The organism is Campylobacter concisus (assembly GCF_001891085.1).
GTDB classification, from domain to species: domain Bacteria; phylum Campylobacterota; class Campylobacteria; order Campylobacterales; family Campylobacteraceae; genus Campylobacter_A; species Campylobacter_A concisus_O.
Genome location: NZ_JXUP01000001.1, coordinates 306,077 through 320,712 on the forward strand (window position 1 = coordinate 306,077; position 14,636 = coordinate 320,712).

The 14,636-nt window shown below is 28.0% G+C and carries 13 protein-coding genes; all 13 read right to left on the reverse strand.

Going from position 1 to position 14,636, the window contains the following annotated elements; genetic code table 11:
- Positions 1-3: 3 nt before the first annotated feature.
- Entirely contained in the window at positions 4-984 is a 981-nt protein-coding gene (locus tag TH67_RS01605; RefSeq protein WP_072594053.1) for a glycosyltransferase family 2 protein, read from the reverse strand.
- Positions 984-1,976, reverse strand: coding sequence for a glycosyltransferase family 2 protein (locus TH67_RS01610; RefSeq protein ID WP_072594054.1), 993 nt, complete (start codon positions 1,974-1,976; stop codon positions 984-986). The genes TH67_RS01605 and TH67_RS01610 overlap by 1 nt, the downstream gene beginning before the upstream one ends.
- Positions 1,963-3,435, reverse strand: a complete 1,473-nt coding sequence (locus tag TH67_RS01615) for a hypothetical protein (protein WP_072594055.1) — start codon at positions 3,433-3,435, stop codon at positions 1,963-1,965. The genes TH67_RS01610 and TH67_RS01615 overlap by 14 nt, the downstream gene beginning before the upstream one ends.
- Positions 3,416-4,423, reverse strand: coding sequence for a sulfotransferase domain-containing protein (locus TH67_RS01620; protein WP_072594056.1), 1,008 nt, complete (start codon positions 4,421-4,423; stop codon positions 3,416-3,418). The genes TH67_RS01615 and TH67_RS01620 overlap by 20 nt, the downstream gene beginning before the upstream one ends.
- Positions 4,416-5,543, reverse strand: a complete 1,128-nt coding sequence (locus TH67_RS01625) for a glycosyltransferase (protein ID WP_072594057.1) — start codon at positions 5,541-5,543, stop codon at positions 4,416-4,418. Before TH67_RS01625 ends, TH67_RS01620 begins: the two co-directional genes overlap by 8 nt.
- Positions 5,544-5,682: 139 nt before the next feature.
- On the reverse strand, positions 5,683-6,603 hold the full coding sequence (locus TH67_RS01630; protein WP_072594058.1) for a glucosamine inositolphosphorylceramide transferase family protein: 921 nt from the start codon (positions 6,601-6,603) through the stop codon (positions 5,683-5,685).
- The gene (locus TH67_RS01635; RefSeq protein WP_072594059.1) at positions 6,596-7,294 is read right to left on the reverse strand and encodes a class I SAM-dependent methyltransferase; all 699 of its coding nucleotides are present in this window, start codon (positions 7,292-7,294) and stop codon (positions 6,596-6,598) included. Before TH67_RS01635 ends, TH67_RS01630 begins: the two co-directional genes overlap by 8 nt.
- On the reverse strand, positions 7,287-8,285 hold the full coding sequence (locus tag TH67_RS01640) for a glycosyltransferase family 10 domain-containing protein (RefSeq protein WP_072594060.1): 999 nt from the start codon (positions 8,283-8,285) through the stop codon (positions 7,287-7,289). The genes TH67_RS01635 and TH67_RS01640 overlap by 8 nt, the downstream gene beginning before the upstream one ends.
- A gap of 2 nt (positions 8,286-8,287) precedes the next feature.
- Positions 8,288-9,088 (reverse strand): FkbM family methyltransferase, encoded by an 801-nt coding sequence (locus TH67_RS01645; protein ID WP_072594061.1) that lies wholly within the window; start codon positions 9,086-9,088, stop codon positions 8,288-8,290.
- Positions 9,089-9,090: 2 nt separating this feature from the next.
- The gene (locus tag TH67_RS01650) at positions 9,091-10,404 is read right to left on the reverse strand and encodes a flippase (RefSeq protein ID WP_072594062.1); all 1,314 of its coding nucleotides are present in this window, start codon (positions 10,402-10,404) and stop codon (positions 9,091-9,093) included.
- Entirely contained in the window at positions 10,401-12,212 is a 1,812-nt protein-coding gene (locus TH67_RS01655; RefSeq protein ID WP_072594063.1) for a 2-aminoethylphosphonate aminotransferase, read from the reverse strand. The genes TH67_RS01650 and TH67_RS01655 overlap by 4 nt, the downstream gene beginning before the upstream one ends.
- A 45-nt stretch (positions 12,213-12,257) precedes the next feature.
- Positions 12,258-13,322 carry a thiamine pyrophosphate-dependent enzyme gene (locus TH67_RS01660; protein WP_072594064.1) on the reverse strand — a complete coding sequence of 355 codons (1,065 nt, stop codon included), beginning with the start codon at positions 13,320-13,322 and terminating at the stop codon, positions 12,258-12,260.
- Positions 13,322-14,623: a phosphoenolpyruvate mutase gene (gene aepX, locus TH67_RS01665; protein WP_072594065.1), complete on the reverse strand. Its 1,302-nt coding sequence runs from the start codon at positions 14,621-14,623 to the stop codon at positions 13,322-13,324. The genes TH67_RS01660 and aepX overlap by 1 nt, the downstream gene beginning before the upstream one ends.
- Positions 14,624-14,636: the final 13 nt, after the last annotated feature.

Below are 14,636 nucleotides of genomic sequence, written 5' to 3' on the forward strand. Positions count from 1 at the left end.
AATCTAAAAATTTCTAAGCCTAATAAATACTTTTTTTGCAAAAACAAAAATTTGCGGAAACCCTATAAAAACAGTGCTATATAAAATTTTATAAATTATATTTCTATTGATTTGAAAAACATATTTTATATTATTTGCTTCTGGGCATATGGCATTTATTTGTTTTTTAAAATCACTTTCAGAATAATCCAAAGTAAATTTTAAAATAGTAGGAATGTGAAATTTAAAATATTCATCGAAAAGATCTTTTTGTATCAAAAAATTCTTTACAGCTCTGCTAAAATCAGCAAAATCATCAAGAGCTTTTTTATTATTTGAAAAACTACTAGAAAGCGAATTAGGATTTGTTCTATAGTGATAAAATGGTTTTGCAATGTGAGTAATTTTTTTTGCCCAATAAAAAAGCTGTAAATTTACAAAACTATCTTCACAGTGCGAAAAATATGGAAATTCAATATTTTCATAAAGCTCTCTTTTAACCAATTTATCACACATGGAAACAGAAATTTCATGAGATAAAATAGCTTTTACGAAGTTCAAATTAGACTTTGGATGATTTTTTGTATAAAAAAAACTTTTTGCGATACTTTTTTTATTAAATTCTTTAATATAGTCAAAACAAACTATGTCCGCATAACTTTTTCTAGCTTCATTAATCAAAGAACTTACCATATCTTTATCGACCCAGTCGTCACTATCTACAAACAAAACATATTTACCACTTGAAGCATCCAAACCGTATTTTCTAGTAAGACTTGATCCACTATTTTTTATATTGTTGATAATTTTTATATCATCTTTTCTATTTGGGTATCTTTCAATAATATCCTTCAAAATTTTCATAGAACTATCTGGAGTGCAATCATTTACAAAAATGTACTCTATATTGTTATAGTCTTGCTCTAAAAGCGTAGTTGCACATTTTTCTATATATTTCTCCACATTATATATAGGAACTATTATAGAAACATTATATTTTTCCATTATTTGCCTTTGAGAACACTAGCTACGCCAAACCAAAAATAGCTATAAAATATAGCTCTAATATCTTTATGGCAAATAAGATTATACAACCATCTTCTACCAAGTACTTGTTTTAAAGTAGTCAAGTCTACTACTTGTTTATTCTCACTGGCTTTTAAAATTTTATCAAAGTAGTTCTTTATACGTTTTAATTCGATTTTATTATTTTTTATTCTTGCATTATCGGATATTATAAAATGTACTTTCATATCTTCTTCGTTTATACTTAAATCAACTGCCTTAAGAGCTTCTTTAAAAATATCTTTTAATACGTTATATCTTTTTGAACAATCCTTGTCTGATAATCTTGTAATGCTTGTTTCTAAAAATCTATATTTTAAGAGTATTTCTGGGATATTATAAAATTTACCAACCTTTGCAAGCTGAGTCCAAAGATGATAATCTTCTGCATTTTTAAACCTTTCATCATACAAAATATTATTATTTGTAAAGGCATCTTTTCTAATCATTACTGATGGATGAGCAAAACAACAAGAAACAAGCAAATTTGCTTTTATTTGTTTGTCGTGTTCAAAATATCTAGCAACTTTTTCATTTATATTTTCCCCAAAAATATTTATCCAACTTCCGCAAACAACTATATCTTTTTCATGCTCCATCACCTGCAGTTGTTTTTCTATCCTAAACGGCAAACTTATATCATCTGCATCCATTCTTACTATATACTCACCTCTTGCTTTTGCTATCCCCTCATTTAAGCTCGATATTAGTCCTCTATTTTCCCTGCTGACTAAAACTATGCGATCATCTTCATTCTTATATTTTTTAATTATTTCCAGGCTCCTATCATTTGAGCCATCATTGATAATGATAAATTCAAAATTATTATATGTTTGTTCCAATATGCTTCGTATAGCAGCATCTAAATATTTTTCAGCATTATACACAGACATCACAACAGACACGACTGGATTTTTATTAATGTCTATCATTTTTTATATTACCCTTTAATACACCATATATTCTTTTTGCTATACAAAAAAGCCCAATACCTTTTAAAAAAATTATTAATTTTGCCCTAGCCTTTATATTTATATAGAATAAGTCCTGTTTGATTCCATTTATTAGTTTCTTTAAATTATTATTTTCTATCAAAGCTTCCATTATTTTACAATCATTTATATCCTTTTTTTCATGGCGATTTTTTTTCATTTTATATAATTGAGCAAATGATACAAATTTTAAACCATTAAAATAAAAATAATTTGCTGGATTGTAAATAATATCGCTTTTTTCTTTTTTATGATACATCAATTCTTCATCGTGGGCTTCAAATTCCTTATTCTCAATTTTTATGCTTGAAAAATAATCTATATCACGAGATTCTCTTAACCCATAAACGGATAAGATTATGCTGCCATCCAACACTACATCATCAGTATTAAGTTTATTATCCACTATAAACTTCTTAAATTTATCTATATTTCTGTGAGTGGCAATATATTTATTTGGTTTTGCATAGTTTAAAAAGTGAATACTGTTATCATTTAAAACTATATGTGATGCTCTTATAGCTTCTTCTTTAGTGTCAGTTATATGTATAGAATGTTTTCCAATATCAAAAATATTTCTTATTTTATCTTTTATTTTTAATACATTATTTAAACTATCTTCTTGAAACACCACAATTCTTACCGGATTAAAATTAGTAAAACACTCTATAAGCTTGCCTTTGGACCCACTAAAATTATCCTCTACTCTACCCAACCACTCTTCTCCATAATATATTTGAGAAAGTAAATTGTGCGCACCATTTGGATTAAGTTTTATCTCTTTTTTATATACTATTCTTGGAACTATTTCTTCTATTTCTTCGTCATGTCCTTGTGCCGTAGGCCATATAAAGGCAATGTATGTATTGTTAGCATATTCTATAAATTTAGTAACTACAGCATCTAAGATTTCATTCGACACATTTCGCTCATAGAAAAATTTATAGTTATAAATATGGTCTGCAGTCTCTATTTGCACACATCCAACATCTATATCCATATATATAGCACTAGAAACCCTATGTGCTCCATTTGCTATAGACTTATTTTTTGAAAGTGGCACAATAGTTTTACGACAGTCAAATCCATTTTTCTTAATACACTCAAAAGTAACATCAAATTCTTTTATGAAAGAATTAATACCATTTTTGTTTTTATTACCAAACTCAGTAAAATTCCCCAAACTAAACGCACGTATATGCTCTTCATAAACTTTTTTTGCAAAAGCACTATCCTTATTTATCATATCAAGGTATAAAAGTTTAAAGGCTAGGTCCAATCTAGTATGAGTTAATAAATTTATAGCTTTTATTGTTTTAATTTCATAATAATCCTTGATTAGATCTCCTTGAAAATGTGGCTCAATTAGTTTTTTAAGATCATTTATAGCAATATTCATTTAAATGCTCCCTAATAATCTCTACTTCTTTTTTATATTTGGGATATTTTTCCCAAAGTCTAGTCCAATTTTTAGATACATCTGGATTAAAATATTGTCTTTTTTTTATATGTTCTTCTTCTGCTAAACCTAGAAAATTATACAAACGCTCTAATGACTTATCATACTCGTATATAAGTTCTTCTATCATCATATAAACTACATTATCATTTTTTTTCTCTGTTTTTATATGTTCCCTCATTGTCTTATACCAATTTATATATTCATATATATTAGTTGTGTCGCAGATATAAGATGCGCCATTCCAGTGCGTCTCATTCAACAAAAAAAGATCCCTTGGATCACGATCTACTACAATTACTTTTAAATTATCAACATAGTTAAAATATCTATTAGTATTAATAGACGGCACCAATTGATCTATGGCAATAAATTTATATTTATTATCTGTATCCAATAAACTAAAAAGTTTGCTAGTATACTTTTTAGTTTCGATATAAAATCTGTTTTTATCTGGAATAGAATAATATTTATCAATCAGACGTATCTTTGGTGAAAATTCAAACGTATCTTTTTTTAATATTTTTTTTATCCCAAGCTGCATAATCGGATAAATTTTAAAGTACCATAGTTTCAAAAAACTATTACTTACTTCATAATCACTCAATGCTTTCCTAAATCTTGCATCAACTAAAGAATTAATATATTCATTTGAATATTTAATAAAATTTTCACCAAAAAATTTATTATAAAAAGCACTATGGGTTTTTATATATTTAATAAATTTGCTGATTGCCATACTAACTTTAGATCTATGATTCCCATCTATTAAATAATACTCTAGATCAGATACCCCATCATAGTCTTGCAAGAACCAAAATTCAGCATCACCCATAGAAATTCCAGAATCAAACTCTTTAAGTAGATCAGTTATGGCACTACTGCCCGTACCACCATAGCCAGTAGAGGTAATTATTTGTTTATGCATTATTCTTTCCTAAAATTGGCTTCCATTTAGGTGATATATTTTCTATATGAAATTTCTTTGCATACTCTTTAGACATTTTTCCAAACTCTAGTCTAAGATTAAAATCATCTATCAATTTCTTTAAATTTGTCGATAAAGTAGCAATATCTCCAGTGCGACACACTAGTCCATTTTTGCCATGTTTGACTAAAAATTTAGCTCCGACATTATCAAAGGCTACTATGGGCAAGCCACACTCCATGGCCTCTATTACAACCATACCATAGCCTTCTTCTATGGAAGACATTACATAAATTGAACTATCAATATAGTATTGTTTAATATCGAATTGCTGTGGTATAAATTCAATATTTCTTGTATCAAGCTCTTCACATATTCTTTTGAGATTATCTTCTTCCTGTCCGCTGCCGATAATCCTCAGTCTCCACCCTCCAACATCATCACAAATTAATTTCCATGATTTTATCAATAAATCAAATCCTTTCACTTTGTCAAGTCTTCCTACAGCTAAAACATTTTTTTGCATCAAATTACTAGGATTTTTAACATAAAAAGTGACTGGATTTGGTATATACACTATTTTACTTGCGATCTCTTGCCAATAATCTTTAAAAATTTTATCAATTATTTTTCTTTTAAATGTTTTCTTAACGGTAGAACTATCAAAACTATCGTAATCATTATGTAATGCAATAACATTATCAAACGTACAAGCTATCATATAATTTTTAAAATTATCATACAGTGTTATAAAATCACTACTTCCACCATGAGCAAAATAAACCAATTTTATACTTTTATCTATCAAACCTATTTTTTTGAGTAAATACAGGTATGGTATATATAGGGCTTTGTTGTAAATGTGTATTTCATTTTTTCTTTTATCTATAAATTTAAATATTTTAAAAAAAGTCCTAGTTCTCGACCGTTGTTGAAATTTATCAATACCCAAGATGGAATATTTAACTTTTTTATTAAAATCATAGAAAAGAGATACATCAATATTAGATACTATCTCTACATCGTAGCCTTTATCTATAAAATGATTACTCCATAAATTGATAACTCTAGCTGGTCCACCAGCTTGCATTGTAGAGTTTAAAAAAACTATTTTCTTCATTATTTGCCTAGTATTTTTTGACAGTTGCAAGCAAACCAAAATGATCTAAAATATTTCTAATTCCATTTTCAAGAAGGAATAAAACATTTTTAGCTTTTATTTGAAACGAATTAAATTCTTTCATTTTCTACCATCATTTTTAAATCTGCCGATTAACAAATCCTATCCTAATCTTTTTGAAAATTAATTTTAATAAATCAATAAAATTATCTATTAAAACAAATAGATTTTTTAGAACTATTTTTCCGTCTGCTATCTCTATATCATTAGCAATATTATATGTATGAAAAGCTATATAGCCTTTTGGTGGATAAATCATTTTAGATACTTCTTCTTCATATTCTGTGTCGGTTATTTTATTGACTTTCATAAAATTAATTTTATACCCATATCTCTTTTTACAATCTTGGGAAACTCTAAAGAAGCCAGACTCACCTTCTATAAACCGTCCCCCATTTCTAACAAATTCTTTATCTGTAAGCACTGGGTTATTATGAACCTCTACGAAATCATCGTTTAAAAGGTCATTAGACTGATATATAGATAAATTCTCAGAGTGTAAACATCTACTATGAGCATAAATACTAGTAAATAAATAAACTTTTTGATCTTTAAACAAAAGGACATTGTCTGCTGCACTTATATCATTTACTAATGTTTTTATTTTTACTATACTATATGGAAAATTTATAAATTTATACAAGTCTATTGTTTTGTTTTCACTACTTTCTGGAATCATGTAATATTCATTTTTATATAAAAAGACATTTGGAAATGATAAGTGGTATTTTTCATTCAATATAACTCTTATGTTTTTAATTCCATTACAATTCTGACAATACTCTCCAGCGCATAAGTAGCCGTGCCTTTTTTTTATATCAAATTCTTCAAAAAATATATAATACTTACCATCTTTATATACGATAAATGGGTCTGCTCTACTTACATCTTTTGGTTGTTTTAGTCTGACCCATACACTTTCATTTGACTTTTTTATCAAAATACACCACTGATGTGTCTTAAAAAGATTCTCGATAATTTTTTTTATAATATTAAACATTTTTTACCTTAATAGCATAAATTACCGAATCAATATAAAGATTGGTTGTTTTTTGACAAAACTTTAAATTTAGTAATCCAATTAAATTTAAGAAAGGAGTAACTAACAATTTTAAAATTCTTCTTAGAAACTTAAAAGTAATTTTACCAATCATATCATTAAAATATACGTTTGCTAGCAAAAATAGTGAGCTTAAATTTGGATTTGTTTTTTCTCGTTTTATAATTTCAAATCCATAATCAATAAAAAGCTTTTCTGCGTAATAAGTAGAAAATTTTCTCTCGGAGTGCTTTTCGCCATCAAACCATATAAACGGTACAGAAATTAAAATTTTACCGTTAATTCTTAGTACTCTGTTAATTTCTTTCATAATATTCTCAATATTATCTGCCTGGTATATAGCCTGAAAACTAACAAGACCATCAAATGAACTATCCTCAAAAGGGAAAGTATTACCATCATAAAAAAAATCGGCATTGTTCTGCCCCCCCCCTATTAGTTCAAGACCTATATATCTCTTACATTCAAATAGATCGATATAAGGTTTTGTTCCGCAGCCTAAATCCAAAATAGAGCCATTAAAATTTTTTGAAAATTTTTGAATATATCTCCAAAGTTCCTTTCTCTCTAAAAAATTTGCATTTAAAAAGAACTCTAATATTTTTGGATTCCAGTCATTTCTTTTAAACATTACATAACCTTATAACTTTTTTTATAGAATTAACCCAATTTTCAAGGCTATATCTTTTAGCCATATTAGAATTTATATATGAATTAATATTATCTATATACTCCAAATACCTTTTATCTTCTATGCTAGATATAAATGCATGCATTTCATCAATAGAATTAAATTGTCTAAAATCTACAAAACATTCTTTCGGGATAATTTTTTCAATATTTGGTGCCCCCCAATAGATAGGAACCGTACTGGCCAAAAAACAATCAAATATCTTTTCACTAACATAATCTTCCACATTATTTGCATTTTCAAAACAAATCACAAACTTGTACTTACTTATAGTTGCTATCTTGTCTTCAACAGTGCCTTTATAAGAGATCCTTTTAGGCGCCAATAGTTTTGAGCTAAATATAGTTTTATTTCTAATTTTTAGTATATATTTATCCCACCCATAGCCATACAAATCAAAATCATTAATATATTTTTTTTCAAACCATCTAATGATTTTAAATCTATGTGAGTACAATTCCCCTTCTATATTTGATGATAGATTACTATTAATCAAAACACATAGCTTTCTATCTAGATAGTCTTTAACTGTTGCCCTTTCTGAAAAAACATACCTTGTAGATGGGAAGAAAAAATACTTTTTATTATCTATTAAACTATTTTTCCATGTTAGAATAAAATCAAATTCTTGGTGTCGTTTTTTATCGTAATTGATTTTATTTATAATTTCTGCTTCTCGTAACATTACTATTGATTTTGTTTTTTTCTTATTTATGATCTTGTTTATACTAAAAGTCGGCATATCCAAAAAGATACAAATGTCCGGATCAATGTTTTGTTTTTTATATATATCTAGAGTATGAATTTCATACCCTATTCTTTTTAAGTCATTAGTCAAACTAACATATTCATTTGTTAATGGATATTGAAGCAAGAAATAATCATCGTTTACTCGTTTATCGTATTCACAATAAAATGCTATTGTTTTCATATCTATAGCAACTCTCCACCAAGAGATTGCTTTAAGTAATCTTTATGCACATAGATATCATCCAAGCCGATTATTCTTCCCCATAAAACAAAATCATTTTTTAACATAATTTTTCTTATTGACTCATCTCCATAAATCGGAGAGCAAGGAGGGTTATTTTCTATAGTTAATACATTAATTCTAACGGCATTAAAATCAATTCCTTCTAATACATTTAATTCGTGCCCTTCAACATCTAATGATAAATAATCTATATGAGTAATATTTTCCTCTTTCATAACTTCTCTAAAGGTCCTAGCCTTCACTAAAATTTCTTCCGTTTCATATTCATAATCTATAGTTCTTGTTTCTTTGACAAAAGAAAGCATGTCTTCCCATCCGGTGGTATTTTTTACAATAGTAAAAACCATTTCCTTTTCAGCATCAGAAAGAGCATAAGAAAAAAGCTTTGCCTTCCTGTGCCTAATCCAAAGATCAGCCAGATACGGCAAAGGTTCAAAGGCTACACCGTGCCAGCCTAATTGCTCGAAATATAAAGTATTATTTATCTTTAACGGATGATTCCCGCCAATGTCGCAAAAAAAACCATCTTTTTTATTTTTAAAAAAATTTTCATATATGATATAATCTTGATTATCTTGTGAGAATAATTTTCTATTGCCCTGAGAAATAGGACCAAATATTTTTAAGTTTGGGTAGTTATCTTTTAACTTATTAATAACCTGTTTTTTTCGCATTTCACTCAATTTTCTATATAGTCTTGGCATTATTATTTTTGCCATTCTTCTAATTTTAGATTGCATTTTTATTCCTTAATATTATTTAGTGGTGTCCAACATACTAGTTTTAAATAATAATATTCTCTTAATTTCGGATCCAACAAATCAAAAACATAACTTACACATATTAGTGTAATTAGTGTCGCCATAGCAGCACCAACAACACCATGTGTATTAATTAAAATATAGTTAAGTACTATATTAATTAATACACCAAATGTGCTTTTATATAAATACCTTGACTCAAATTTTTCAACATAGAGTATTTTTACAAAAACTGCATCAATCGATGCAAAGATAATACACCATGAAAGGACAGATAAAATATGCGGGGCACTAGCAAACTTTTCACCATATAATATTGTAATAATAAAACTACTACAAAAGGTCATTATTAAGGCAATCGGAATAGATATCCACAATACCAATCTATAAAGTTTTTCAAGTAGTTTTAAATAGCTGTCTTGATTTTGTAATTTTAATTCTACTAATTTTGGATATATAGAAGCCACGATAATACTAGGAATAAAATAAAACAGTTCACTAACTCTTATTGCTGCTGCATAGTTCCCATTTGCATCGTTCCCAAGCATATGTTTTATCATAATTTGATCAGTTCTTGTATATATAAATGCTGTTATAGATACCATAAGCATTGGTATAGAAATTTTTATATATTTTTTTAACAATACTTTTTCAATTTTCCAACCTAATATATTTCCGCCCTTGTAATTATATATAAACAAACAACTCAATGCTAAAAAAAGACTATCGAACACAAGCGCATATGCAAAATACATTAATGGCATACTAAAATAAACTAATAATATTTTTATAAAAGATGAAACCAAAAAACCTGTATTACTAGCAAAAACTATATATTTTGATAAAACTCTTGCTTGGAAAAAACTTTCAATTAAAATATAAAAAACTTGAAAAATAACAGTTATTGCCACTATATTTACTAATAACCTAGTTTGAGATTCTTTATAAATAAAAAAACTTAATATAAAAATAACTCCCATGGATATAATAGACGAGGCAAACATCATAAAAAATGCGGTTCCAAGCACCTTATCTACATTATTTTGATCGTTTACAATATCTCTTACTATAATTTGACTTAGACCTAAAGAGGCAAATGCAATAAATATACTTACAAAGCTCTGAGCATATGAAAGCAAACCAAACCTTTCTGGGCCCAAATATCTTGTTAAATATATAACTACAAAAAAAGATATTAACATTTTGAAAATCTTATCAAAAAGTAAATATGATGTATTATTAAAATATTTCATAAACTCATTATTTGATTTTAATGATTTTATTTTTTTAATCATCTGTTTAAATACTCTTTTAAAATTACAATAAAATCTTCAATATCTTTACTATCTATCTGCCCTATATTTGCAATCCTAAAAGTATTAAATTCTGCCACCTTTCCAGGGTAAATAGTAAAGCCTCTCTCATAAAAATAATTATGCATATCATTGAAATCTATACCATCAGGTATATGAATAGAAGTGATAATTTTAGAGTGATATTTGTCATTTACTAAATAAGTTAACCCCATCTCTTTTAGGGCTTTTATTAAAGTTTCCCAAGATTTACAATACCTCTTGTATCTATTTTCTATACCCTCATCTTTAGCTTCAATAATAGCTTGTTTAAGGGCGTATATGGTTTGTACTGGTGGAGTAAATCTCATTTGATAATTTTTTTTAAAATTATCATACTGTTCATAAAGACTTAAATAAAAAGTTCTTGGTGTTATGTTTTTTAACTCATCCAAAGAAGATTTTTTAGCAACTACAAAACTGACACCGGCCATACCTTGAATATTTTTGTTACTACTAGAGGCCAAATATGAAATATTTTGTTTTTGCATATCGATTGGGATAGCAGCATAAGAACTCATAGCATCTACTATAAACTCTATATTATATTGTTTTGCCAATTTTCCTAAATCACTAAGGTTATTTAAAATACCCGTAGTAGTCTCGTTGTGTATAACAGCAAGATGAGAAATGGAGCTATTATTTTGCTTTATTACTTCCTTTACTTTTTTTAAGTCCACTGGCTCTATAGATGAACTTTTAAATTCTATATATTTTATCTTATATCTTGATGCTATTTGACACATTCTTGTTCCATAAGCACCATTATTTATAATCAGTATGCTCTTATTGTATGGAACAACGGAAGTTAATATAGCTTCTACAGCTGCTGTACCACTTCCACCAAATAATACCGTGGTATAGTCATTAGTATTAGCAACAATGCTTGTAAGCTCAGACGAAACATATTCCATGATATCACCAAATTCTTTTTCTCTTGGGCAAATATCTGGTACAACTTGAGCCGTTTTGACAGTATCGGTTGTTGTTGCTGGCCCTGGATTTAATAATATATTTCTTTTAATTTTCATATTTTTTGCCTTTATTTTAGGTAGTATTTTTTCAATTGCTCTTCTTAAATGGTCTTTGTCATCTATCTCACACCATATAAGACCGTTTATCTTTTTAACAAAAAATGAACTTTTACTTGAAATTTTAGCCATGATATTTTCATAATCTATTTTTAGATTATCTTGTTTTTCAAAGGTCTCACACATAATCTTATAATTTTTTAGTGAAACTTTCGATATCCCAACAAGTTCTCCGTATATAGATCCTAATTCTTCTCTTTTTTTTGACAAAGAAACAAGATTATAATTTTCATCGATCTCTATATATACTTCATCATTCGAATTTGTTTTATCACTTACCAAAACAATATTGTCCAATTCATCTTCAAGAAGAAATTTTAATGCATCTTTTTCATATAATAAATCAGATTCAAGGAGCAAAAAATCATCATTTAACTTTTCTTTCATACAATAAAGAGTATACATACTACTAGTTATCTCGTACTTATCACTTTTAACTGTTTCTATTTGTGGATAATTAAGTGAAAATTTTTCATATATTTCAGCCAAATAGCCAGTACCTATATATATTTTTTCAATTCCACATGATAATAAATTATCTATACTTCTTTTGACAAGAGAAATGCCTTCTATTTCTAAAAGACCTTTTGGTTTTAATTTTGTCCTTTCTTTTAATCTACTTCCGAAACCTGCTGCCAGTATAACTGCTGTATTTATCATATCTTTTTTTAAAATATCCCTTTTATTAAGTTTATTTGTATATTTTTAATTAAATTTATTAACTTTTATAACTTCTAGTGGCGGTCTTGGCACTTCATTGTCTAGACCACACTTCACATGGATAAATTTTAATCCTTTAACATTTCTTACTTTTTGTTCAAATTCTTCAACACCATAAACTATGTTATCAACTACATATAGTCCACACGCTTTTGCGATGCTTATATAATCTAAATGCTTTTGATATGTACTCTGTCCACCGGTAGATTTATTTGACTCATTATCAAATAAAACGTAAGTTAAATTTATGTCATTTTTATATCTTCCAGCAGTAGTAAGTCCTCCCATATGCATGACAAATTCTGCATCACCACCACATACTATAACATTTTTACCTGCCTTAGCAGCTCCAAGTCCAATACTTAAAGCTCCACCCATATTTCCAACCATATAAAAATTATTTGTATTTTTCATAAATGTATACATTTCTCTTGATGTGTTTCCAGTGGTTCCAATAATTAGCACATCATTATCTTTAAAAATTCTGTTCAAAGCCTCTAAAAACTTGCTTCTAGGAATATAAATAGACAAATCCAATTTATTTTTATCCTCAAGCTCAACTTTAGTAAAACTATTTTTTTCTATAATCCCAATAGTTGGTGTATTATTGCAGATTTCAATTTGTCTTATGGCATCATCAATATTATTATTATTTAATATCTGGCTGTTATATCCATATGTAGATATAAGAGACGGCAATCCTGTTGCTAGATGCTCATGTTGTATTTCACTATCTCCATCACTATACGTTCTCCAACTAGATAAAATCGGAAAAGTAATATTATATGGTTTTAATAGGCTGGTAATGCAACTACCCATGTTTGTAATACCACTGGACTGGACTAATACAATTGGCTTTTTATCTGCCATTTTTAAACCAGATGCTATACTGCAAGCAACTGCCTCACTGGCACATGGGACATACTCAATATTCGGATTATTTATTGCCTCATTTATAACATATTTTATAAAACTACATGGAACAACGCAAAGATGTGTATATCCGTTCGCTATTAATCTACTAATAAAATCTCTTGTATCAAGTGCCATTATTTTGTACCTGGTATCAGTTCTAAAATAGCCTTTATGGGCATACAGTCAGGTTCTGCTTCAAGCGACCTTTTATGTTTTAAAATAGACTTTGCAACCTTCATCATACCTGGATAAGCAGCCCTTAACATATGGTTTGCATATATCACAACATTTACCCCCATTTCAGAAAATTCATCTATTGTAACAGTATTAAATGATGTTGGAACAACTACTATAGGGGTACTATTGTCTTTTTGTCTAAACTCTTTTATAAAATTTATTATTTCAGTTGGGTCTTTTTTTCTTGAATGTATCATTATTCCATCTGCGCCAGCATCTATATATGCAAAAGCTCTTTTTAGAGCATCTTCCATACCTTTATCCAAAATTAAGCTTTCAATTCTAGCAATAATCATAAAATCATCTGTAATTTGTGCCTTTTTGCCAGATTTGATTTTATAACAGAAATTTTCTACAGTATCTTGTGTCTGCTCTACTTCTGTTCCAAAGAGAGAATTTTTCTTTAATCCAGTTTTATCCTCAATAATTACAGCGCTAACTCCAATTCTCTCTAATGTTTTAACAGTAAATTCAAAGTGTTCCGGTTTTCCTCCAGTATCTGCATCATATATAAGAGGCTTTGTTGTTACTTCAAAAATCTCATTTATGGTTGTTAACCTGGCTGTAGTATCTACAGCCTCAATATCTGGCTTGCCTTTTGAGGTAGAATCAGTAAGTGAACTAGACCACATGCCATCAAATGTTACAATCTCTTCATCTTCTAGTACTTCACTAGCATTTTCAACAATAAGACCGCTTAAAGCATTATGAACCTCAAGTATTTTTAAAACTTTTTTTGCTTTTAGTAGTTTTTTTAACCTGCTTTGTCTGGCAGTAGATGTTATGCCTAATTTTTTAATATTTTCCTTTACTTTTATTTCATTTATATCATGACTATAAGGCACTTCTATTAATTTTCCATTCCATTGTCTTAATAATTCTAAAACCTCTGTACGATATTTTTTTTGATAACCAAATTGCCAATCATCACCATGAATAACAAAATCTGGTTGTATTTTTAACAAATTATCTTTATAACTGGCACTATCTTGTGGAACAATATTTTTTATCATAGAAAAATTTTCTAGAACTTCTTTCCGTTTATTATAATCTAAATAAGGAATATCATTTAACTCACCACATGCTTTTAATGTCAAAAGACCAACTGTAACTTCTCCGTATTTTGCGGCTTCTTTTAAAATTTTAATATGTCCGGCATGTACCAAATCAGCTATTATACTTACATAAACTTTTTTCATTTATTACTTTCTT